This is a genomic window from Micromonospora sp. CA-246542 (genome assembly GCF_050942905.1).
In the GTDB taxonomy this organism is placed as follows: Bacteria; Actinomycetota; Actinomycetes; order Mycobacteriales; family Micromonosporaceae; genus Micromonospora.
Map to the genome: position 1 here is coordinate 954,677 of NZ_CP192040.1, position 22,990 is coordinate 977,666.

Genomic DNA, 22,990 nt, shown 5'->3' on the forward strand with positions numbered 1-22,990 from the left:
TGGGCGACGGTCGGATCCGGGGACCCGCGCCAGGTCTCGGTCAGGCGGTACGGGCCACGCCGACCGGGCAGCTCATCCCGTTCGGGCCGTGGTTGCAGTAGCCGTTCGGGTTCTTGGTCGGTGCCAGGTACTGCTGGTGGTAGTCCTCGGCGAAGAAGTAGCTGCCGAGCGGGGCGATCTCGGTGGTGATCTCACCCTTGCCGGCCCGGGTCACGATCGGCTGGAAGGCGTCCCGCGACGACTCCGCGATGGCCCGCTGCTCGTCGGTGGTCGTGTAGATCGCCGACCGGTACTGGCTGCCCACGTCGTTGCCCTGGCGCATGCCCTGGGTCGGGTCGTGGTTCTCCCAGAAGACCTTGAGCAGGTCCTCGTACGTGATCTTGCTGGGGTCGTACACCACCTGGACGACCTCGGCGTGCCCGGTACGGCCGGAACACGTCTCCTCGTACGTCGGGTTGGTGGTGAAGCCGCCCGCGTAGCCGGCGGAGGTCGTGTACACGCCGGGCAGCGTCCAGAACAGCCGCTCGGCGCCCCAGAAGCAGCCCATGCCGAAGACGGCCACCTGGAGGCCCTCCGGGAACGGACCCTTCAGCGGGGTGCCCAGAACCTCGTGGCGGTCGGCGACCGGCATCGAGATCGGGCGGCCCGGCAGGGCCTGCTCGGGCGTGATCATCTCGGCGTTCATACGGCGCAGGAACACGGTGGGACTCCTCTCATGCGTCTCCCAGCGTGTAACACCGGTGGGTTCTGCTTCCTTACCCGCGCCACTGTGACTCAGGCCCCGCCAACGAGGGCGGTGGCGATCCGGTCGGCGTAGGTCTGTGCCTCGGCGTCGTCGGCGTACCGGGTGCGCGGCCAGAAGAAGCCGCGCAGCCCGTCACCCTTGGTGCGGGGGACCACGTGGGTGTGCAGATGGGGGACGGACTGGGACACCCGGTTGTTCATCGCCACGAACGTCCCACCGGCCCCCAGACCAGCCTCCACCGCCACGGCCAGCCGCTGGACCAGCGCGAAGTAGCCGGGCAGCAGGTCGGCCGGCAATTCGGCCAGGGTCACCAGGTGCGTCCGGGGCACCACCAGCACGTGTCCCGCGAAGACCGGGCGGGTGTCCAGGAACGCCACCCCGTCCGGCTCGTCGGCGACCCGGAACGCCGGAACGTCACCCGACACGATCCCGCAGAATACGCACCCGCTCATCGCGCCAGGCTATAGCGCCCATCTGCGGCGACGTGCCCCCCACGTACGCATCGACTGTGGTACTCATTTACGAGTCTGGATCAAGAACATGGGGGGAACGCACGTGTACAGCAAGAGAGGCACGACCCTGGCACTGGCCGTACTGGCCGCCGGGTTGCTCACCGCCGGTCTCCCGGGCCCCGCCCAGGCCGCCCCCGCGCCGACGGCCACCCCGCTGTCGTTGCCGGCGGTGGCCGACGTGGTCTCGGCCGGTGACCGGGTCTTCGTCAGCGGAGGGTCGTCCTCGACCGACGTCGTGGTGGCCAGCGCGACGGGTGCGGTCGTGGGCACCCTGTCCGGCCTGCCCGGACCGTCCGACCTGCTGCTCAGCGCCGACCGGCAGACCCTCTACGTGGCGCTGCCGACCGCCAACGCCATCGCCGCCTTCGACACCGGCACGCTCGTCGAGTCGGCCCGGTACGACACCGGCGCGGGCGAGTGCCCGTCGTCGCTGGCGCTGACCGGGCGGTACCTGTGGTTCGGGTACGGCTGTGGCGGTTGGGACGGCAACATCGGCCGGATCGACCTGGGTCGCCAGCCGGCGCGGGTGACCACGGGTCTGGACACCGGCAGCGGCTTCTACGGCGCTCCGCTGCTGACCGCCGCCAGCCAGAACCGTTCGGTGCTGCTGGCCGGGCAGCCCGGCCTGAGCCCCGCGTCGGTGTACACGTACACGATCGGCGCGGGGGGTGCGCTCAGCGCGCCGGGCACCAACGAGTTCATGGCGATCGGCAGCAACCTGCGCGACATCGCCCTCGACCCGACCGGCGCCACCGTGTTCACCGCCTCCGGCGCCCCGTACGAGGTGCAGGCGTTCCCGTTCGCCGACATCACCACCCCGTCGGCGACCTACCGCACCGGCGCGTACCCCAATGCCGTCGAGGTCTCGCGCGACGGCACCCGGATCGCCGGCGGCGCGGACGCCTCCTACGACCCGGACGTGTTCGTCTTCTCCACGGGCGGCACCGAGCTGGCCCACTTCGAGCTGGGCGACGAGCTCAGCCCCGGCGCGCTGGCCTGGGCCCCGAACGGCGCCCGGCTCTACGCGGTCTCCTACGACTGGACCGGAACCCACCCGGTCACTCTGCACGTCCTGCCCGTCCCGGCCGCCTGAGGGCCGTTCCCGACGCTGAACCGGAGCGTGGGGTCGGGCCGGACGGTCCGACCCCCGCCCGGAGCGCGGGTTCCGTGCCAGGTCGCCGGGGCGGGGCACTAGCCTCACCAGAATGAGTCACGGCTTCGAGACGCTCGCCATTCACGCCGGTCAGGACCCTGAGGCCCGGACCGGCGCGGTGATCCCGCCGATCTACCAGACCAGCACGTACGCCCAGGACGCCGTCGGTGCGCCCCGCCTCGGCTACGAGTACAGCCGCTCCGGCAACCCGACCCGCGACGCCCTTCAGGAGTGCCTGGCCGCGTTGGAGGGCGGGCCGGTGGGTCTCGCCTTCGCCAGTGGCCTGGCCGCCGAGGACACCCTGCTGCGGGCGGTGTGCCAGCCGGGCGACCACGTGATCATTCCGGACGACGCGTACGGCGGCACGTACCGGCTCTTCGCCCGGGTGGCCCAGCGCTGGGGGCTGGAGTTCACGCCGGCCAAGGTCTCCGACCCGGCCGCGGTCCGGGCCGCCGTGCAGCCCGGTCGTACGAAGATCATCTGGGTGGAGACGCCGACGAACCCGCTGCTCGGCATCGCCGACATCGCCGTCCTGGCCGGTGTGGCGCACGACGCCGGCGCGCTGCTGGTGGTCGACAACACCTTCGCCTCGCCGTACCTCCAGCAGCCGATCGCGTACGGTGCCGACGTGGTGGTGCACTCCACCACGAAGTACATCGGCGGGCACTCGGACGTGGTGGGCGGCGCGCTCGTCGTCGCCGACGCCACGCTCGGCGAGGAGTTGCGCTACCACCAGAACGCGATGGGCGCGATCAACGGCCCGTTCGACGCGTGGCTCACCCTGCGCGGCATCAAGACCCTCGGGGTACGGATGGACCGGCACTGCGACAACGCCGAGCGCCTCGCCGCGTACCTCGACGGGCACGCCAAGGTGTCCGAGGTGATCTACCCCGGGCTGCCCTCGCACCCTGGTCACGAGGTGGCGGCCAAGCAGATGCGCCGGTTCGGCGGCATGATCTCGTTCCGGGCCGCCGGCGGCGAGGAGCACGCCGTCGAGATCTGCAACCGGGCCAAGCTCTTCGTGCTCGCCGAGTCGCTGGGCGGTGTCGAGTCGCTGATCGAACACCCGGGCCGGATGACACACGCAAGTGCTGCCGGCTCGCCGCTTGAAGTTCCCGGCGATCTCGTGCGACTGTCTGTCGGCATCGAGACGGTCGACGACCTGCTCGCCGATCTGGAGCAGGCGCTGGGCTGACCGCTGGGGAGGACGGCCGTGCAGGACATCATGGCGACCTGGGTCGGGGCGACCGCCAAACAGATCGCCCGGGGCGTACGGCGGGGTGACGTCTCGGCCACCCAGGTCGTCGCCGACCACCTCGAGTACATCGCCTCCGCCGACCGCGAACTGGCCGCGTTCCGCGCCGTTCGCGGCGGCGAGGCGATCACCGAGGCGGAGAAGGTCGACGAGCAGGAGGACCTGGCCAACCTCCCCCTGGCCGGGGTGCCGGTGGCCGTCAAGGAGAACACCCCGGTCGCCGGCCTGCCCACCTGGAACGGGTCGGCCGCCGCGCGGACGGAGGTCGCGGAGGCCGACCACGAGGTCGTCCGGCGGCTGCGTGGCGCCGGCGCGGTGATCCTCGGGGTCACCCGGATGCCCGAGCTGGGGCTCTGGGCGCTCACCGACGACGACAGCGCGGTGACGCGCAACCCGTGGGACAACACGCGTACCCCCGGCGGTTCCTCGGGCGGCGCGGCCGCCGCGGTCGCCGCCGGCCTGGTGCCGATCGCGCACGGCAATGACGGCCTCGGCTCGATCCGCATCCCGGCGGCCTGTTGCGGCCTGGTGGGCCTGAAACCCGGTCGCGGTGTGGTGCCCTGCCAACTCGGCGCGGACGACTGGTTCGGTCTCACCGAGCACGGGATGCTCGCCAGCACGGTCGCCGACGCCGCCGTCGGCTTCTCGGTGCTCGCCGGCCGACGCCCGGAGAAACTGGTCCCGCCGCAGCGGCTGCGCGTCGGTGTCTCGCTGCGCTCGCCGGTGCGCGGAGTCTCGCCGGACGAGCCCAACCGGGACGCGGTGGCCGCCGCCGGTCGGCTGCTCGCCGCCGCCGGCCACGACACCGTACCGGCCGATCCGGTCTACCCCACGGCCCTGGGCCTGCAGGGCCTCGCCACCTGGTTCGCCGCGGCAGCCGCCGACGTCCGGGCCGCCGGGCTGGACCGGCGCGGTCTGCAACGCCGTACCCGGCGGCACGTCGCGCTGGGCGAGTGGGCACAGCGGCGCGGCTACGTCCGGGAGGCCGACCGGGCCGCCTGGCGGCAGCGGTCCGTCGACTTCTTCACCGACCACTCCGTCGACCTGCTGCTCACGCCCGCCCTGGCGAGCGCGCCGCCGGAGGCCGGCCGCTGGTCGCAGCGGTCCTGGCGGGCGAACCTGTCGGCCAACATCAGGTACGCCCCGTACGCCGCGCCGTGGAACGTCGCCGGCCTGCCGGCGATCGTCGTGCCGGTGGGACGCCGCCCGGACGGCCTGCCGGTCGCCGTGCAGATCGTCGGTCCGCCCGGCTCGGAGTTGCTGCTGCTCGGCGTGGCCGGTCAGTTCGAGATGACCGCCCCGTGGTCGCGCCATGCCCCCGGCTATCCCCTCGTCGGAACGGGGTCGCCGGCCAGCGCATGATCGTCTAGCGTGTGCGCGCACCGTCGCGCGAACCACGGGGGACACCAATGCGCTGCCAGACCTGCGGAGACGCCACGTCCTCCGAGCACAACGAATGCCCGCGTTGCTACACGCCGCTCGGCCAGCCGGCGGTCACGCCGGGGCTGGCGACCTACCGCGTACGGGGGATCGGGCTGGCGGCCAGCGTCGCCGTCGGCGCGACCGCCGTGCTCTACCTGGTGGTGGCGCTGTCCCCGCTGATCGGGATGGCGCTGGCCCGGCGGGCCATGGCCGACGACGACCCGGACCTGCTCCTCGGTGCGGTGCTCGTCGAGGTGGTGGCGGGGCTGGCCATGACGGTGGTCTACCTCACCGCCGCCGTCCTGGTGATCATCTGGACCTGGCGGGCGCGCAAGAACACCGATGCCTTCCCCGGCGCACTGCCCACCCTCGGAGCGGGCTGGGCGATCGCCGGCTGGCTGGTGCCGTTCGCGAACTTCGTGGTGCCGGCCCGGGTCGTGGCGGGCGTGGCGCGGGACAGCCTCTGGCGGCGGTTCACGCCGACCCTGGTGAGCGTCTGGTGGTGCTCCTGGCTGGTGTTCAGCGTCGGCGAGCGGCTGAGCAGCCGCGTCGGTGACAAGGCGTACGCGAAGCTGCCGGAGACCCCGTTCAACGACGCCGGCTACCAGGCGTACGTCGACCACTACCGGGACTCGCTACTCCGCAATGCCCTGCCGGCGCTGGGCTGCGCGGTCGCGGCGGTGACGCTGATCCTGCTGATCCACCGGATCTCCGCCGCCCAGGAGGCCCGGATCGCCCGCGCCGCCCCGGCGTGGCCGACCGCCCCGGTCTGGCCGGCACAAGCATGGCCGCCGGCCCCGCCGGTCGTGCCGGCGCAGTCCTCGTCGCCTACCCCGGTGTCGCCGACGGAGCAGCCATCCTCGGGTGGCACGATCGGGGCATGACGGAACTGGTCGGCCTCGACGACGTACGGGCTGCGCGGAAACTGCTCGCCGACGTCGTTCGGACCACCCCGCTGGAGCCCTCCCGGCCGCTGAGCGCGGCGCTGGGCGGGCCGACGTGGCTCAAGTGCGAGAACGTGCAGCGCGCCGGCTCGTACAAGGTGCGCGGCGCGTACGTGCGGATCTCCCGGTTGTCGGCGGCGGAGCGTGAGCGTGGCGTGGTCGCGGCGAGCGCCGGCAACCACGCCCAGGGCGTCGCGCTCGCCGCCGGGCTGGTCGGCACGCACGCGACGGTCTTCATGCCGGTCAACGCGCCACTGCCGAAGGTCGCGGCCACCAAGGGGTACGGCGCACAGGTCGAGCTGGCCGGCAACACCGTCGACGAGTCACTGGTGGCCGCGCAGACGTACGCCGAGCGGACCGGCGCGGTGCTCATCCACCCGTTCGACCACCGGGATGTGATCGCCGGGCAGGGCACGGTCGCCCTGGAGATCCTCGACCAGTGCCCCGACGTACGGACGATCATCACGGGGGTGGGCGGTGGGGGCCTGATCTCGGGCATGGCCGTGGCCGCCAAGGCGCTCCGCCCGGACGTACGCATCATCGGGGTGCAGGCGGCGGGCGCGGCGGCCTTCCCGCCCTCCCTGGTGGCCGGCGAGCCGGTCCGGCTGCCGGCGTTCGCCACCATCGCGGACGGCATCGCGGTCGGACGGCCGGGGGAGATCACCTTCAACCATGTCCGCAAGCTCGTCGACGAGATCGTCACGGTCTCCGAGGAGGACATCTCGCGGGCCCTGCTGATGCTGCTGGAGCGCGGCAAGCAGGTCGTCGAACCGGCCGGGGCGGTCGGCGTGGCCGCGCTCCTGGCCGGCGTGGTGGAGGTGGAGACGCCGGTGGTCGCGGTCCTCTCCGGCGGCAACATCGATCCCCTGCTGATGATGCGGGTGATCGAGCACGGTCTCGCCGCGGCCGGCCGCTACCTACGGGTGACCGTGCGCTGTACGGATCGGCCTGGCCAGCTCGCGTCACTGCTCACTCAGATCGCCGAGCACCGGGCCAACGTGGTGGACGTGGAACACCAGCGGGCCAACCCGCACCTCGGCCTCGGCGAGGTGGAGGTGGCGCTGTCGGTGGAGACCCGTGGTGTGGAGCACTCGGACACGTTGATCAGCGCGCTGCGGGCCAGTGGCTACCAGGTGGTGTTCGCCGCCGAGGCGTGACAGGCGGTGCCACGCCCCGGCGGCGTCACACCGTGGGGGAGTTGCCGCTCAGCCGGAGAACGGCTCGAAGCTGACCACGGTCACCTTGATGTCGGCGCCACTCGGTGCCGTGTAGGTGCAGGTCTGCCCGGCGCGACCACCCAGGATCGCCTTGCCCAGGGCCGACTCCGGGCTGTAGACCGTCAGGTCGGTGGTGGCGGCGATCTCCCGTGAGCCGAGCAGGAAGGTCTCGGTGTCGTCGGTGTCGTCGTCGAAGTAGATCGTCACCACCATGCCGGGTGACACCGCGTCGGCGGTCGGCGCGGCGCCGACCTTGGCGGTGCGCAGCAACTCCTGCAGGTAGCGGATGCGACCCTCGGCCTTGCCCTGCTCCTCGCGGGCGGCGTGGTAGCCGCCGTTCTCACGCAGGTCGCCCTCCTCGCGGCGGGCGTTGATCTCGGCCGCGATAGCCGGACGGTTGGCGATGTGCTCGTCGAGCTCGGCCTGGAGGCGGTCGTACGCGTCCTGCGACAGCCAGGTGGCGGGCGCCTCGTTGCCAGTGGACACAGGCGTTCTCCTCGGTTGTGCGTGGCTGGCTGACAGGTGAACTACCAAGTTACCAGTGCGGTACGACACAGCGTGTCGGCGATCACCGGCGGTGTCCGGATCCGACACCCACGGTCGATGCCCGACGACGGCCGCTACCGGGCGATGTCTCCGCAGCTCAGGACGGCGCTCGGCAGCGCAGCACCTCGCCGATGAACGGTCGGGCGCTGGTGTTCAGCCGGTGCCGGGCGCTGACGTGCCGCTCACCCGGGGCGGCGGTCACCGTGACCTCGTCGCGGGCCACCTCGACGCCGGCGCGGTCCCGGGCGCGCAGGACGCAGACGGCCGAGCCGCCCTCCGGCACACGTACCCGGAAGTCGACCACCACCTGGTTGTCCGTGATGTCGGTGTACGTGATCACCTGGGCGTCGTAGACCGGGTCGCCGTACTGCCGGTAGAGCCGCAGCGAGATCAGGCTCAGCCCCACCACCAGCACCAGGAGCACCAGGGCGGCCAGCAGCGTACGACGACGGCCTCCGCCGGGCGCCCGGCGTCGGCCGTAGCGCCCGGCCGGGAAGACCGGCGCGCCCGGTGAAATTGTGGCGTGCGTCTCGGTCACCGGCGGGTATCTCCTGGCGTTGTTGTCGGCGGCATCGGCAAGAATGGCAGGAGTCCATCCTCCCAGCCCGGCCGAATGCCAGGAACGGCAGGTCGGGTCCCGCAGGTGCCGACCGGCGGCGGGGCGGGGGAGGTTCCTGGCAGGTCAGCCGGTCGAGCCCGGCCGGGTCCACCGGCCGACACAGACGAGGAGCGCCGAAAGTTGGCAGAGCAGCTGCGTCTCATGGCCGTCCACGCGCACCCGGACGACGAGTCGAGCAAGGGTGCGGCGACCATGGCGAAGTACGTCGCCCAGGGGGTCGACGTGCTGGTGGTGACGTGCACCGGCGGTGAGCGCGGCAGCGTGCTCAACCCCAAGCTCGACCGGCCCGACGTCTGGGCCAACATCGCGGACATCCGGCGGGCCGAGATGGACGCCGCGCGGGCGATCCTCGGCGTCGACCAGGCCTGGCTGGGGTTCGTCGACAGCGGCCTGCCCGAGGGCGACCCGCTGCCGCCGCTCCCCGAGGGCTGCTTCGCCCTCCAGGACGTCGAGGTGGCCGCCGGCCCGCTGGTCCGGCTGATGCGGGAGTTCCGTCCGCACGTGGTGACCACGTACGACGAGGAGGGTGGCTACCCCCACCCCGACCACATCATGTGCCACAAGGTGAGCGTGGCCGCCTTCGAGGCCGCCGGGGACGCGGAGCGCTACCCCGAGCTGGGCGCCCCCTGGCAGCCGCTGAAGCTCTACTACGACATCGGCTTCTCCAAGGCCAAGATCATGGCGCTGCACGAGGCGATGCTCGCCACGGGCGCCGAGTCGCCGTACGAGGACTGGCTCAAGCGCTGGGACGAGCGTCCGGACAAGGGCCCGCGGATCACCACCCGGGTCGACTGCGCCGAATACTTCCCTGTGCGGGACGACGCGCTGCGCGCCCACGCCACCCAGGTCGACCCGGACGGCTTCTGGTTCCACGTGCCCATGGAGATGCAGCAGCGGGCCTGGCCGACGGAGGATTTCGAGCTGGTCCGCACCATGGTGGAGAGCCCGCTGCCCGAGTCCGACCTCTTCGCCGGAGTGCGGGAGACGGCGCACGCGCGCTGATTCCGGCCGGGGCTACCCTGGTAGGCAATCGCACATCGGAGGACGACCATGCTGACCGCTGCCCAGGTGCTCGCGGAGAACAACTTCGGGGACACCCGCACGGGTGGTCTGGCCGGCCCGATGGGCCTCCTCCTCATCCTGCTGCTGTCCACCGCCACCATCCTGCTGATCCGCAACATGAACGCCCGACTGCGGCGTCTGCCCGACCGGTTCCCGCAGCCGGGGCGGGCGGTCGATCCGACCAGGGCCGACGCTTCAGTCGTCGATCCGACAGACGGGACCAGCGCGCATGATTCCTCCGCGCACGCTCCCAATGGGCACCAGCAGCAGCGGAACGGGTAGTCCGCGCGTGATTCACGCCGAACCGGGTGGCGGACCCCTGTTGCGACCACCCGGTTTGGCTTAGCCTTCCGCCGGGGGACCAAAAGTCCCCGAGACGTGCGCGGAAGGGGGCGCCGATGGCCAGCACAGCACCGGCTGCCCGCCGTACCGTTGGTCGGTCGGCTGACGGGGAAGGTCGATGACCTCCGGTCCGGCCGGCGACCCGTTCGACCGGCTCGGGGCGCACGGCATGCCGGTCCGGCTGCGCGTGCTGACGGTCGCGGTGACGCTGACCGCGCTGGTCGCCGCCGCGGTCGGGTTGACGGTTCCGTCCGGGTTGCCGGCCGACGACCCGCTGGGTGGTCCGGCCCGCTTCGGCATCGCGGTCGGTGTCCTGGCCCTGGCCCAACTCGCCCGGCTCCGGTTCCGCGGCGCCGCCGGCATGGTCAGCATCACCTGGGGTGAGGCGGCCCTGATCGTCTGCCTCTATCTCGCTCCGGCCGGCTGGCTTCCGTCGGCCACGCTGATCGGCGCCGGGCTGGCCTGGACGGGGTTGTCCCTGCACAGCGACCGCCGCCCACCGCTGGAGATCGTCCGGATCGCCGCGTCGCTGGCCGCCGCGTCGGCGCTGGCCGTGTCCGTGACCACCGCGTTGGGGCACCCCCTGCTCACCCCTCCCACCCCGATGCTCGCGCTTGCCGTGATCGCCGGGTCGGTGACGTACCTGATGGTGACGGGTTGGCTCGGCGCGGTGAGCCTGAGCCTGCGGCACGGGCTGCCGATCGGGCCGCCGCTGCTGGCCGCGCTGCGCGGCAAGTTGCTGATGTTCGTCGGCAACGTGGCGGTCGGCCTGGTCGTGATCGCGCTGCTGGAGCTCGACCCGCGCTGGTTGCTGCTGCTCCCCCCGCTGCTCTGGCTGCTGCAACAGACCTACCGTTACCGCCTCCGGGCGGACCAGGAACGTCGGACGTGGCGCGCCTTCGCCGAGGCCACCGCTGCTCTCAACCAGCTCGACGAGCGGGGCGTGGCCAGCGCGGCGGTGACGGGCGCGCTGGCGCTGTTCAGCGCCGAGTTGGTCGATGTCGAGGTGGCCCGGCCGGACGGCAGGTGGCGTCGCTACCGGGGGGACGCCGGGGGCCAGCTGCTCGACCGGGAGGTCGGCCCGCCCGACAAGTCGGAGCCCGACGAGTACGAGTTGGTCCGACCCCTGTCGGTGGGCGCCGTGCCGGTCGGTCGGCTCCGGGTCCGGTTCCCCCGCTCGGCCCCGCCCACGACCCGCGAACGGGACGCGGTGGCCGCGTTCGGCGACGCGCTCGCCGCCGCGCTGCACGACGCCGCGACCCACCGCGAGCTGCGCCTGGTCACCGCCCGATCGTCGTACGAGGCGGTGCACGACGCGCTCACCGGGCTGGCGAACCGTACGGCCATGCTCGGCAAGGGTGACCAGTCGTTGCGGCAGCTCGCACACGACCACCCGGTGGCCCTGCTGCTGTTGGACATCAACCAGTTCAAAGAGGTCAACGACACCCTCGGGCACGCGGCCGGCGACCAGTTGCTGCGGCTGACCGCCAACCGGCTCAGCGCGTTGGCCCGCCCGGGTGACCTGCTCGGCCGGCTCGGAGGCGACGAGTTCGCGCTGCTGCTCACGTCGGTTCCCGTGCTGGGTGACCGGGCCGCGCCGATGGCACACGCGCTGCGTCAGGCTCGTGAGATCGCCGAGCGGCTGGCCGCGCCGACCGAGGTGGCCGGGGTGCGGATGTCCATCGAGGTCTCGGTGGGCGTGGTCGTGGCCGACGCCGGCACCGCCGACCTGACCGAGCTGCTGCGCCGCGCGGACATCGCCATGTACCAGGCGAAGGAGGGCGGCGGCAGCGTCGCCGCGTACGACAGCACCCGGGACGCGGCCAGCACCGACCAGCTCGCCCTGCTCGCCGAACTGCGCGAGGCGCTGAAGGTCGACGACCAGTTGGTGCTGGCGTTGCAGCCGGCGGTCGACCTGGCGACCGGCGCGCCCACCGGGGTGGAGGCGCTGATCCGCTGGCAGCACCCCCGGCGCGGCTGGCTGGGCCCGGCCGACTTCATCCGCCCGGTGGAGAACAGCGAGCAGCTCGGCACGTTCACCCGGTACGTGCTCGACAAGGCGCTCGGGGTGGCCGCCGGCTGGGCCCGCGAGGGGCTGGACGTTCCGATCTCGGTCAACCTGTCCGCGCGTAGCCTGCTCGACCCCCGCCTCCCGGCGGAGATCGGCGACGCGCTGCGCCGCCACCAGGTGCCACCCCGCCGGCTGGTCCTGGAGATCACCGAAACGGTGGTGATGAGCGAGCTGGAGATCATCGACGAGGTGCTCGCCAACCTCCGGTCGATGGGTGTGCAGCTCGCCGTGGACGACTTCGGCACCGGCTTCTCCTCGTTGACCTTCCTGACCCGGATCGCCGTGGACGAGTTGAAGGTCGACCGCTCCTTCGTGATCCGGATGGCCGACTCGCCGGAGGCGGCGGCGATCGTCCGGACCACCGTCGGGCTCGCCCACGAGTTGGGGCTGCGGGTGGTCGCCGAGGGCGTGGAGACGGCCGAACAGCGGCTGGCCCTGGCCGAGCTGGGCTGCACGTCCGCGCAGGGCTACCACTTCTTCAAGCCGATGCCGGCCGACAAGATCGGTGCGGTGCTGGGCACGCTGCGCGACTCGGCCGAGTCGAACGTCTTCCGGCTGCGCGCCGACGGCGCCTCCTGACCGCTCGGCGCTCCCGTCAAGCGGGTCGCCGCAGCAACTCCCACATGACCGGCACCGGCAGCGCCGGATGGGCGCAGGCCGCCCGGAGCACGTCCCGTTCGACGTCGCCTCGGGCCAGCTCCGCCAACGCCTCCGGTCGGGTGTTCCGGTGCTCGGCGATGGCGAGTCGGGTGACGTGGTCGGCACCGTCGAGCAGCCGGGCCAGCAGTTCGCCCGACGCGCTCCAGTTCCGTGCCAGAAGGTGGGGTTTGACGGGCAGCCGGCTTAGCACGTCGGGCGGGGTCCGCCAGTTGGTCGCCAGCGCCGCGCCGATGCCCCGGACGGGCGTCTCGGCGAGTCGGCGCAGGATCTCGGGATAGGCGCAGTGCCGGGCGAGCCAGCGGCGGACCATGGGGCTGCGATCCTGGGCCAGGAGAGCGGCGGTCTCCTCCGACAGCGACCAGTTCGCGGCGGCGGCAGCGCGTACGCGTGCTGATCGGGACCCCGCGCACTGCGTCAGGAGGGTCTGGAGCGCTTCCTTCGCGTCTTCAACCGGCCACGGCCTCGGACCGGGCTCGCAAACCGACTTCCACCTGCCGAGCAGGTCCTGGAGTTGCTCGACGGAGAGCCGGTCGGCAACTGCCTCCAACCGCCTCAGGCTGGGCAGCGGCCGGAAGCTGTCCTTCGTGAACCGTTCGACAGCCGTACGGGCCACCGTCTCGTCGACATCGCGGGTCAGCGTCGTCAGGGTCTCCGTCGACGTGGCGGAGTGGAGCGCGACCGCTCGGCGGACCTCGGGATCGCTGTCCCGGGCGAGAACCGCCAGCAGGGGGCTGGAGACGTGCTCCGACCAGGTCAGCGCGCGACGGACGGCGACGACCGGGTCCTCGGACAGCGCCAGCATCGCCGCTGGGGACAGGCGTCCCCACTGGGCGGCCCTCGCGCGGGCCTCCGGGTCGGCGCTGACGGCCAGCTCCTCGCCCAGCCAGTCTCCGGCCTGTTCGATGGCTTCCGCCCGGATGGCGGGGACCTCGTCGTGCGCCAGGATCTCGGCGATCTCGGCTGAGAACTCGCGTTGGCCGATCCCATCGCGTACGGCCGGGTCGGGGTCGCGGGCCAGCTTGGCCTGGATTTCCGGGCTGGTATCGCTGCGGAACGCGATACTCCGTCGCACCTCGGGGTGGGGATCGTCGGCGAGCGCGGCCACGGTCTCCGGTGGGCACGCCTTCAGCCAGGGGACCTCGGACCGCAGCCGGTGGTCGGACGAGGCGCTGAAGGCCGCGATCGCGTCGGGCGGGAAGTCGCCCTCGAAAAGGAGGCGTTGCAACAGATGCGGGTCGCCGGTCTCGACCGTCACCGCCACCAGCGCCGCGACGACGTCAGGAATCTCCTGCGCCAGCACCGAGTCCTGGTAGAGGCGCTCGGCGAGTACGAGCCGTGGCAGGCGACCGCCGTCCCGAACCAGGGCGAGCAGGACGTCGGTCGGGGCGGCCGGGTTCATCGCGAGTCCGGCGAGTCGGTTCTGGTCGCGGGTGTTGTCCGGGCCGGGTAGTTCGAGCCGCCAGCGCGATCCCTCGCAGCAGCCGGTCCGGATGACCGTCGGCTCCGCCCAGTTCCCCGTCTCGGACATCCGAGCACCATAGCGACACCGCAGCCGAACCGCGCTCCCTCTCTCTGTGCAAGGCTGGAACGGTGAATCGACTCGCCGACGCGACCTCCCCGTACCTGCTCCAGCACGCCGACAACCCGGTCGACTGGTGGCCCTGGTGCGACGAGGCGTTCGCCGAGGCGAAACGACGTGACGTGCCGGTGCTCATCTCGGTGGGCTACGCGGCCTGCCACTGGTGCCACGTCATGGCGCACGAGTCGTTCGAGAACGAGCAGGTCGCTGCCCTGCTCAACGACAACTTCGTGTCGATCAAGGTGGACCGCGAGGAGCGTCCCGACGTCGACGCCGTCTACATGACCGCCACCCAGGCGATGACCGGTCAGGGCGGCTGGCCGATGACGGTCTTCGCCACCGGAGACGGCACCCCGTTCTTCTGCGGCACCTACTTCCCGCGCGCCAACTTCACCCGCCTGCTCCAGTCGGTCACCACCGCCTGGCGGGACCAGCGGGACGAGGTGCTGCGCCAGGGCGCCGCCGTGGTCGAGGCTATCGGTGGCGCACAGGCCGTGGGCGGCCCCACCGCGCCGCTGGACGGCCCACTGCTCGACGCCGCGGCCGGCAACCTGGCCGGTGAGTACGACGAGACGAACGGCGGTTTCGGGGGTGCCCCGAAGTTCCCGCCGCACATGAATCTGCTCTTCCTGCTGCGCCACCACCAGCGCACCGGCGACCCGCGCAGCCTGGAGATCGTGCGGCACACCGCCGAGGCGATGGCCCGGGGCGGCATCTACGACCAGCTCGCCGGCGGTTTCGCCCGATACTCGGTGGACGCGCACTGGACGGTGCCGCACTTCGAGAAGATGCTCTACGACAACGCGCTGCTGCTGCGCGTCTACACGCAGCTCTGGCGGCTGACCGGTGATCCGCTGGCCCGGCGGGTCGCCCGGGACACGGCCCGGTTCCTCGCCGACGAGCTGCACCGGCCGGGGGAGGGGTTCGCGTCCGCGCTGGACGCCGACACCGAGGGCGTGGAGGGGCTCACCTACGCCTGGACGCCCGCGCAGCTCGTCGAGGCGTTGGGCGAGGACGACGGCCGCTTCGCCGCCGACCTGTTCGCCGTCACCGAGGACGGCACCTTTGAGCACGGCACGAGCGTGCTCAAGCTCGCGCGGGACGTCGACGACGCCTCGCCCGAGGTCCGTACCCGCTGGCAGGGGGTGGTCGGGCAACTGCTCGCGGCCCGCGACACCCGGCCGCAGCCGGCCCGCGACGACAAGGTGGTGGCCGCCTGGAACGGCCTGGCGATCACCGCGATCGTCGAGTTCCTCCAGGTCGCCGCGTTGACCCTGGAGAAGCGGGACGAGGGCGCCAACCTGTTGGAGGGCGTCACCATCGTCGCCGACGGCGCGATGCGGGACGCCGCCGAGCACCTGGCCAGCGTGCACATCGTCGACGGCCGGCTGCGCCGGGTCTCCCGCGACGGCAGGGTCGGCGAGCCGGCCGGGGTGCTGGAGGACTACGGCTGCGTGGCCGAGGCGTTCTGCGCCCTGCACCAGCTCACCGGCGAGGGGCGCTGGCTGGCCCTGGCCGGTCAGTTGCTGGACACCGCCCTGGAACGCTTCGCCGCACCCGGCGGCGCCTACTACGACACGGCCGACGACGCGGAGCGGTTGGTCGCCCGGCCGGCCGATCCGACCGACAACGCCACCCCGTCGGGGAGGTCCGCGCTGGTCGCCGGGCTGGTCGCGTACTCCGCGCTGACCGGCCAGACCCGCTACCGCGAGGCCGCCGAGGCCGCGCTCGCCACCGTGGCGCCGATCGTCGGGCGGCACGCCCGCTTCGCCGGGTACGCGGCCACGGTCGGCGAGGCGTTGCTGTCCGGGCCGTACGAGATCGCGGTGGTGACCCACGACCCGGCCGGCGATCCGCTGGTGGCCGCCGCCCACCGGTACGCCCCGCCCGGAGCGGTGGTGGTCGCCGGCCTTCCGGACCAGCCCGGTGTGCCGTTGCTCGCCGACCGGCCGTTGGTCGACGGGCGGTCCGCCGCGTACGTCTGCCGGGGTTTCGTCTGTCAACGGCCGGTCACCTCCGTCGACGAGCTGGTCGCCGAGCTGGGCTGAGTCGGGCACCGGTAGGCTGGCCGCGCTATGGATTCCCGTACCGGTCTGCCTGTTGTCGGCATGGTGGGTGGCGGCCAGTTGGCCCGGATGACCCACCAGGCCGCGATCGCCCTCGGCCAGTCACTGCGTGTGCTCGCGAGCGCCCCCGACGACGGCGCGGCGCTGGTCGCCGCCGACGTCCAGTACGGGGACCACACCGACCTGGCCGCCCTGCGCACCTTCGCCAAGGGCTGTGACGTGGTCACCTTCGACCACGAGCACGTGCCCAACGAGCACATCCGCACGCTGGCGGCCGAAGGGGTGACCCTGTACCCGCCGGCGGACGCGCTGCTGCACGCCCAGGACAAGCAGGTCATGCGGGAACGCCTCACCGAGCTGGGTGCGCCCAACCCGGTCTGGCGGCCGGTCGGCGACCCCGCCGACCTGGTCGGGTTCGGCGAGCAGGTCGGCTGGCCGGTGGTGCTCAAGGCGGCCCGAGGTGGCTACGACGGTCGCGGCGTCTGGATGGTGGACGACGCCACCCAGGCCGCCGAGCTGGCCGCGACGCTGCTCGCCGGCGGCACCCAGCTGATCGTCGAGGAACGGGTGCCGCTGCGTCGCGAACTCGCCGTGCAGGTGGCCCGCTCGCCGTTCGGCCAGGTGGCCGCGTACCCAGTGGTCGAGACGGTGCAGCGCGACGGCATCAACGTCGAGGTGCTGGCCCCGGCGCCCGGTCTCGACGAGGAGCTGGCGGTCTCCGCCCAGCAGCTCGCCATCGACCTGGCCACCGCGCTCGGTGTGGTCGGGCTGCTCGCCGTGGAACTCTTCGAGGTGCGCGACGACGCCGGTCGACCCGCGATCGTGGTCAACGAGCTGGCGATGCGTCCGCACAACTCGGGGCACTGGACCATCGAGGGTGCCCGGACCTCGCAGTTCGAGCAGCACGTGCGGGCGGTGCTGGACTACCCGATGGGCGACACCGCGCTGACCGCGCCGGTCGTCGTGTCGGCGAACGTCCTCGGCGGCGAGCCGGACGGGATGTCGATCGACGAGCGGCTGCACCACCTCTTCGCCGCCGAGCCGGGGGCCAAGGTGCACCTCTACGGCAAGCAGGTACGCCCCGGTCGCAAGATCGGGCACGTCACCGTGCTCGGTGACGACCTGGACGACGTACGGGCACGGGCGGCGCGGGCCGTGCGCTGGCTCCAGGTGGGGCACGAGTGACCCGGGTGGCCGCGAACCAAGGAGGACTCCGGTGACCACGGTTGGGCTGATCATGGGCAGCGACTCGGACTGGCCGACCATGCGAGCCGCCGCCGAGGTGCTCGACGATTTCGAGGTGTCGTACGAGGTGCGGGTCATCTCGGCACACCGGACCCCGGTCGCGATGATCGACTACGGCCGGGACGCGGTCGACCGGGGGCTCAAGGTGATCATCGCCGGTGCCGGTGGCGCCGCCGCGCTGCCGGGCATGGTCGCCTCGGTGACCCCGTTGCCGGTGATCGGCGTGCCGGTGCCGCTGAAGCACCTCGACGGCATGGACTCGCTGCTGTCCATCGTGCAGATGCCGGCGGGGATTCCGGTGGCCACCGTGTCGATCGGCAACGCTCGCAACGCCGGCCTGCTGGCCGTCCGGATCCTCGGCGCGTCCGACGAGACGCTGCGCACTCGGATGGCCACCTACCAGCAGGACCTGGAGAAGCTCATCAAGACCAAGGACGCGGCCCTCCAAGCCACCCTGCCCTAACCCCGCACCCCGGGCACCCCCGCGCCCTCCCGCCCACGCGATCTTGCACTTTCGGTGGTCGCTAAGCGGCATTTGTCCAACTATGCGGCGACAGAAAGTGCAAGATCGCCGAAAGCCCCGGCGGGCCCGGCGCGCTCACCGTGCCCACTCACGCGCGCCGCAGGGACCCTCCGGTTTCATCTCATGCCGCGTAGCGCGGTCTGGAGGCGTTCCTGGGCGCGACGACGGCGTTCGTTGCTGGCCCCGAGGACGAGCAGCAGGATGCCCACGGGGATCAGCACCAGCCACGGGCCGAGGCTGAACAGCGCGTGGATGGCGGCGATCGCGGTGACCGACGCGCCGACGATCACCGGTGCCTGCTGCCGGCTGGACGAGCCGAAGATCAACACCGCCACCGCACCGAGCAGCAGCAGCATCTGCCGCAGCGTGCTGGACTCGGTGGCGAGCACGATCGCCAGGGTCGGCAGGAACGCGGCGACCAGCGCCGGCCCGTACGCCACCCAGCTGCTCAGGTCCGGGCGGTGGCGCAGTTCCAGCACGCCGACCAGCAGGGCCAGCGCGGCGAACGGCAGCGTGTACGCCTCGGGCAGCGCCACGTCGGCGACGCGCATCAGGATCCACCAGGCGGTGATCTCGCAGAACACCACGGCCCAGAAGAGGATCCGGCGCTCCACGGGCCGTCGACCGGGCCGGGTCGCCGCCACCCCGAGAACGGCGCCCCAGGCGGCCAGCAGGGCGGCGATGTGCCGTGGAGAGTCGAAGGCGAGCGCCAGCGCGATCAGGGCCGCGGCGTACCCGGTCCACTGCACGGTGGACGCCTCGCGCTGCGCCTCGGGGCGGCGCAGTTGGGGCAGGGTCGCGGCGAGCACCTGGAGGACCGCCCCGACGGCGAGCACCCCGAACGCGGACCAGACCGGGGCCAGCCCGGCGACCAGGCCGGCGGTGAGCACGAAGAGCTGGGCCATGATCGAGGCGAACAGCCAGCCGAGGATCCGGGCGCGCTGGGTGGTGCCGAACAGGGCCGCCACCGCGCCCACGCCCACCGCGCCGCCGAGGGTGAACAGGGTCAGTTGCTCCTCGGCCAGGCTGCCGGACAGGCCGGCGCCACCGGCGGCCAGACCGATGACGAACACGAGCACCCGGGCCAGCCGCAACGAACGGGCCGGCTCGACGAGCGGCGGTGGCGGGGTGAGGGCGAGACCGAGCATGGAGATGGTGAACACGGACAACGCGGCGAGGGTGCTCGCCGGCCACCTGCTGCCCAGCGCGATGGGCGCGATCAGCAGCGTGACGGCCGCGCCGGGAAGCACCACCGGTACGGCACGGGACCGCCGTCCGCCGCTGAAACCGGTGGCGGCCAGAGCCGCCGTCGCCGTGAGCAGCAGCGCGGTCAGCACGTGGGTCGGATTGACCAGTTCCGGCGGCGGGGTGCGCAGTTCCGGCGGCGGACCCTGCCAGATCCGGTTCAACGTGCGCTGCGGCTCGACCAGGGCGAAGACCAGCGCGGGAGCGATCGAGACGAGGGCCAGGGCGGTCGGCAGGGCGGCGGCCGCGAGCGCGCCGGCGGAAGGGCTGACCCGCCACCGCCGCCGATCCGGGTCGTCCGGCAGCCGGCGCAGCGCGCCGTCCAGCAGCACCGCCCAACGGCGGACCGGCTGGGCGGCGGCGGTGGGCGGCACGGTCGCCGCGCGGATCAGCTCGGCGAGGACACCGAGCAGCGCGGCGGCGGCCGCGTAGACCCCGACGGGCAGGCCTGTCGGGATGGCGGCGACGGCGCTGATGCTCGCACCGCCGACCACGGCCACACTGACCCAGGGCAGGTACTGCGGCACGTGCCGGCGTACGGCGGCCACCCCGGCGAGACCGAGGCTCGACGCGGCCAGCGCGGCGGTCAGCACCACCTGCGCCGAGTGCTGGAACTCGACGGCCAGCGCCGCCACCGCGCCGGGCAACGCCAGCAGCGCGGCACCGGCCGCCGCGCCGCCGATCTGCGCCAGGTGCGGCGGCATGCCCTCGGTCTCCAGGTCGGTCACCCGGGGCCGGGCGAGGACGCGTGCCAGCGTGGCGACGACGACGCCGATCAGCGCGATGCTGCCCAGCGCGAGCGCGGTGGTCCACGGGCGGACCAGGCCGGCGCCGGCCCCGTGCAACGCGACCACTCCGGCCACGGTGGCCCGGGACAGCCCGGCCCGGGGCTCCTCGGTGGCCACCGCCGCCATCCCGAAGACGGTGGCGACCATGGCCCCGACCAGCACCGGCGACCACCAGGGCAGGTCGAACGCGGCCGGCGCGCCGATGGTGGCGAGCACCACGGCCACGCCGGACGCGTCCCAGCGCCAGGGCGGTGGCAGCAGGACGCCGGCAGCGACGGCCAGCAGCAGCAGCGCGATCGGCGCCTGCCAGGTCGAGCCGCCGGTCGGCGCCGCCGGCCAGTTGCTCAGGTCGCCGTTCCAGATCGGCCCGGGCGTGGCCAGCACGCCCACACCACCGCGCAGCGCCGTCCAACCGGCGAGCACCCCGATGAGTACGCCGCCGACGGCGATGCCGAGGATCGGGCCGCGTCGCCACTCCTCGGGCATGGCGCGGGCGGCCACGGCAACGACCAGGACCAGTCCGGCGGCCACCGCCAACTGCCCACCCGGGGCGAGAACCGCGGCGATCCGCACCATCGTGGCGATCAGTGCGGTGGTCACCGCCGCGGCGGCCAGGTCCGAGCCGTCCAGGGTGAGGTCGGAGCGGCGGCCGGCGTCGATCGAGGGGGCCAGGAAGAGCAGCACCGCGGCGATCAGCAGGAGCGCCCCGACCCACGCGTCGGCGACGGTGGCGCCGGGCGCGCCGAAGGCGGCGGCGGTGACGACGAGCGCGCCCATCCCGGTGCCGACCGACAGGGGTACCGGGATGCGCCGCTGGGAGACCTGCACCATCGCGGCGTACCCGAGGGTCACGCAGACGGCCAGGAAGCTCGCGGCGAGCACCGGGACGGTCGCCTCGCGCAGGCTGGCCGGGGTGGGAGTCTCGTCGACGGGGACGGTGGCGGCCACGAACGCGGCCACCGCACCGGGCAGCGCGAAGGCCGCGCCTCCGGCGGCCCAGTCGGTGACCGTCTCGGCGGCGGCCGAGGCGATCCGGACCCGGGGCGCCAGCGCGACCAGCGCGCCGGCCGCGAAGAGGGCGAGCAGGACCGCGGCCGTGAGCGCGGGCCGGGACAGGCCGGCGCCCGCGCCGAACAGGCCCACCACGGCGGCGCCGACTCCGTGGGCCAGGGCGGCCCGGGGGGTACGCGCGGAGAGGCCGATGACTCCGATGCCGATCGCGGTGACCACCATCGGCCAGGGGGCGGCCGCCCAACCGAGGCCGAACGACGCCGGTACGGCGAGCGCCGTCAGCGCGGCTCCGGCGACCGCGAACTCGCGGCGGATCTCCGGTGGCAGGGCCAGCATCGCGGCGATGGTGAGCAGGAACGCGGCGGCGGCGAGCTGCCATGTGGTGGGGCCGACGGCGGCGGCCAGCTCGGCGGCGTGCCGGTCCAGGTCGGCGTCCCAGGCGGGCAGTGCCGCCCGGACGGGGGCGACGCCGGCCCGCAGGGCTCCTCCGGCGACCACCAGCCCGCTGACGGTGAGCGCCACCGCCGAGGCGATCTGTGGGCCGCGCCGGGCGGCCTCGGGGATCGCGCGTACCGCGAGGCCGGTCGCCGTGATCACCGCCGCGATCAGCAGCAACGCCTGGCCGGGCAGGGCTACGGAGGCGACCCGGCCGAACGCGCCGATCACGGCCAGGGTGACGATGCCGGCCGCCACGTCGGGCAGCGGTGGGCGGCGCAGCACCAGCGCGCCGGCCAGCCCGACGGCGGCGGCCAGCAGCAGCACCAGCCCGGCACCGGTCGCCGTCGGCACGGCCTGTGCCCGAAGCAGCGCGGTGACCGCGTACGCCAGGGCGACCGCGACGGCCACCGCGTGCAGCGACCAGGTCAGCTCGCGCAGTCCGGGCACCGGGCGGGCGGACGGGGTGTCGGCGGCGCCCGCGCCAACGTCGACCACCTCGCCGGCCTCCTCCGGGTCGCCCTCGGGTCGGGCCTCGGCGTCGCGTTGCCGGGGCGTCGTCGAGGGCGGGGTCGGCTGCGGCAGGTCCTGCGCGACGGCGCGCTCCACCACGATCGGCGAGCGGGCCAACCAGAGGTCGAGCAGGGCCACCAGGGTCAGCACCAGCGCCCAGCCACCCGGCCCGGTGATCCGGTCGTACGCGAGCAGCGGCAGTACCGGCTGCGCGGCGACCACGGTCGCGAAGCGGGGTGCGCGCAGACCCGTCCAGGCCGCGTACCCGACGGACACGGCGGCGGTGGCCGCGAAGATCAACCCGGCGAAGACCGCGCCCGAGGTGCCGCTGCCGATCCGGTCCACCGCCCAGAGCGCGTAGCCGGCCAGCGGCACGAGCAGCAGACCCACCGCCGAGATCGTCTCCGCGGTGGAGGTGAGCCCGCGTCGCACCAGCGCCGGTGGGGCGAGCAGCATCAGCGCCGTGGCGAGCAGCAGGACGCCGAGGCGGGCCAGCGCGTCCATCGAGCTGGTCGCCACCGCGGCGAAGACCACCGCGGCCACGGCGAGCAGCAGCGCGCCCAGCCCGAGCGGGATGTTCTGCACCTCCCGGCTGGACGCCTCCGGCGGGTGTTCGGGATCGTCGGCGTCCAGCCAGGACGGCCGGGGCGGGGGCGGCGGCGGGTCCTCCGGAACGGGCGGCGTGCCCTGGCGTGGAACCCGGGGCGGCGGCGCGCCGGTGCCGGGGCTGGCCGTCGGCGGACGGCGGCCGGGCCGGCGGCGCAGCACCCGGCGGGGCCGGGTGGCCTGCTTGATCCGCTCCTCACCGGCGTGGGCGAGGATGTCCCGCTGAAAGAGCGCGGCCTGCATCTTGGCGGCGATCTGCCGCTGCTCGCTGGCGATGGCGGCGTCGCGCCTCTTCATCTCCGCGATCGAGCGCTCGATGTCCGCCAGGTGTTCCACCCACTGCGGCTGTTCGGCCCCGCAGTGCGGGCAGTGCACGGCCGGTTTGATCTCCCGGCCGCACGAGGAGCACTGAAAGGTCGCCACGACACCCC

Annotated in this window: 17 protein-coding genes; 11 read left to right on the top strand and 6 right to left on the bottom strand. The window is 73.3% G+C overall.

Annotated features, from left to right (window positions below):
* Window positions 1-40: 40 nt before the first annotated feature.
* Window positions 41-700 (bottom strand): peptide-methionine (S)-S-oxide reductase MsrA, encoded by a 660-nt coding sequence (gene msrA / locus ACQP0N_RS04625; RefSeq protein WP_433117805.1) that lies wholly within the window; start codon window positions 698-700, stop codon window positions 41-43.
* Between the two features lie 74 nt (window positions 701-774).
* Entirely contained in the window at window positions 775-1,197 is a 423-nt protein-coding gene (locus tag ACQP0N_RS04630) for an HIT family protein (protein ID WP_433117807.1), read from the bottom strand.
* Between the two features lie 103 nt (window positions 1,198-1,300).
* Here ACQP0N_RS04630 and ACQP0N_RS04635 point away from each other — a divergent pair, with 103 nt between their 5' ends.
* The 5 genes from ACQP0N_RS04635 to ilvA all read left to right on the top strand — a co-directional run bounded on the left by ACQP0N_RS04635 (window position 1,301) and on the right by ilvA (window position 7,188).
* Window positions 1,301-2,350 carry a hypothetical protein gene (locus ACQP0N_RS04635; protein WP_433117809.1) on the top strand — a complete coding sequence of 350 codons (1,050 nt, stop codon included), beginning with the start codon at window positions 1,301-1,303 and terminating at the stop codon, window positions 2,348-2,350.
* Between the two features lie 112 nt (window positions 2,351-2,462).
* Window positions 2,463-3,605, top strand: a complete 1,143-nt coding sequence (locus ACQP0N_RS04640; RefSeq protein ID WP_433117811.1) for a cystathionine gamma-synthase — start codon at window positions 2,463-2,465, stop codon at window positions 3,603-3,605.
* 30 nt (window positions 3,606-3,635) lie between these two features.
* Window positions 3,636-5,027 (top strand): amidase, encoded by a 1,392-nt coding sequence (locus ACQP0N_RS04645; RefSeq protein ID WP_433121427.1) that lies wholly within the window; start codon window positions 3,636-3,638, stop codon window positions 5,025-5,027.
* 47 nt (window positions 5,028-5,074) lie between these two features.
* On the top strand, window positions 5,075-5,971 hold the full coding sequence (locus tag ACQP0N_RS04650) for a DUF4328 domain-containing protein (protein WP_433117813.1): 897 nt from the start codon (window positions 5,075-5,077) through the stop codon (window positions 5,969-5,971).
* Window positions 5,968-7,188 carry a threonine ammonia-lyase gene (gene ilvA, locus ACQP0N_RS04655; RefSeq protein ID WP_433117815.1) on the top strand — a complete coding sequence of 407 codons (1,221 nt, stop codon included), beginning with the start codon at window positions 5,968-5,970 and terminating at the stop codon, window positions 7,186-7,188. Before ACQP0N_RS04650 ends, ilvA begins: the two co-directional genes overlap by 4 nt.
* A 48-nt stretch (window positions 7,189-7,236) precedes the next feature.
* Here ilvA and greA read toward each other — a convergent pair whose 3' ends face one another.
* Window positions 7,237-7,734: a transcription elongation factor GreA gene (greA, locus tag ACQP0N_RS04660; protein WP_355048818.1), complete on the bottom strand. Its 498-nt coding sequence runs from the start codon at window positions 7,732-7,734 to the stop codon at window positions 7,237-7,239.
* A gap of 157 nt (window positions 7,735-7,891) precedes the next feature.
* Window positions 7,892-8,332 (bottom strand): DUF4307 domain-containing protein, encoded by a 441-nt coding sequence (locus tag ACQP0N_RS04665; RefSeq protein ID WP_355048817.1) that lies wholly within the window; start codon window positions 8,330-8,332, stop codon window positions 7,892-7,894.
* Window positions 8,333-8,533: 201 nt separating this feature from the next.
* Between ACQP0N_RS04665 and mca the strand changes: the two genes are divergently transcribed.
* The 3 genes from mca (at window position 8,534) to ACQP0N_RS04680 (ending at window position 12,467) form a co-directional block, all read left to right on the top strand.
* Window positions 8,534-9,415, top strand: coding sequence for a mycothiol conjugate amidase Mca (gene mca / locus ACQP0N_RS04670; RefSeq protein ID WP_433117818.1), 882 nt, complete (start codon window positions 8,534-8,536; stop codon window positions 9,413-9,415).
* Between the two features lie 48 nt (window positions 9,416-9,463).
* On the top strand, window positions 9,464-9,757 hold the full coding sequence (locus ACQP0N_RS04675; RefSeq protein ID WP_433117820.1) for a hypothetical protein: 294 nt from the start codon (window positions 9,464-9,466) through the stop codon (window positions 9,755-9,757).
* Between the two features lie 229 nt (window positions 9,758-9,986).
* A complete protein-coding gene (locus ACQP0N_RS04680) occupies window positions 9,987-12,467 on the top strand; it encodes a putative bifunctional diguanylate cyclase/phosphodiesterase (protein WP_433121429.1) in 2,481 nt (826 codons plus the stop codon).
* 16 nt (window positions 12,468-12,483) lie between these two features.
* Here ACQP0N_RS04680 and ACQP0N_RS04685 read toward each other — a convergent pair whose 3' ends face one another.
* Window positions 12,484-14,076 (bottom strand): hypothetical protein, encoded by a 1,593-nt coding sequence (locus ACQP0N_RS04685; RefSeq protein ID WP_433117822.1) that lies wholly within the window; start codon window positions 14,074-14,076, stop codon window positions 12,484-12,486.
* Window positions 14,077-14,138: 62 nt separating this feature from the next.
* Here ACQP0N_RS04685 and ACQP0N_RS04690 point away from each other — a divergent pair, with 62 nt between their 5' ends.
* From ACQP0N_RS04690 to purE, 3 genes are read left to right on the top strand one after another with little or no spacing between them, the layout of a single operon-like run.
* On the top strand, window positions 14,139-16,175 hold the full coding sequence (locus ACQP0N_RS04690) for a thioredoxin domain-containing protein (protein ID WP_433117824.1): 2,037 nt from the start codon (window positions 14,139-14,141) through the stop codon (window positions 16,173-16,175).
* Between the two features lie 27 nt (window positions 16,176-16,202).
* A complete protein-coding gene (locus ACQP0N_RS04695) occupies window positions 16,203-17,378 on the top strand; it encodes a 5-(carboxyamino)imidazole ribonucleotide synthase (protein WP_433117826.1) in 1,176 nt (391 codons plus the stop codon).
* A 31-nt stretch (window positions 17,379-17,409) separates the two neighbouring features.
* Window positions 17,410-17,901: a 5-(carboxyamino)imidazole ribonucleotide mutase gene (gene purE / locus ACQP0N_RS04700; protein WP_396800849.1), complete on the top strand. Its 492-nt coding sequence runs from the start codon at window positions 17,410-17,412 to the stop codon at window positions 17,899-17,901.
* Window positions 17,902-18,077: 176 nt separating this feature from the next.
* Here the strand turns inward: purE and ACQP0N_RS04705 are convergent, their stop codons facing one another.
* The gene (locus tag ACQP0N_RS04705; RefSeq protein ID WP_433117828.1) at window positions 18,078-22,982 is read right to left on the bottom strand and encodes an SCO7613 C-terminal domain-containing membrane protein; all 4,905 of its coding nucleotides are present in this window, start codon (window positions 22,980-22,982) and stop codon (window positions 18,078-18,080) included.
* Between the last annotated feature and the right edge of the window lie 8 nt (window positions 22,983-22,990).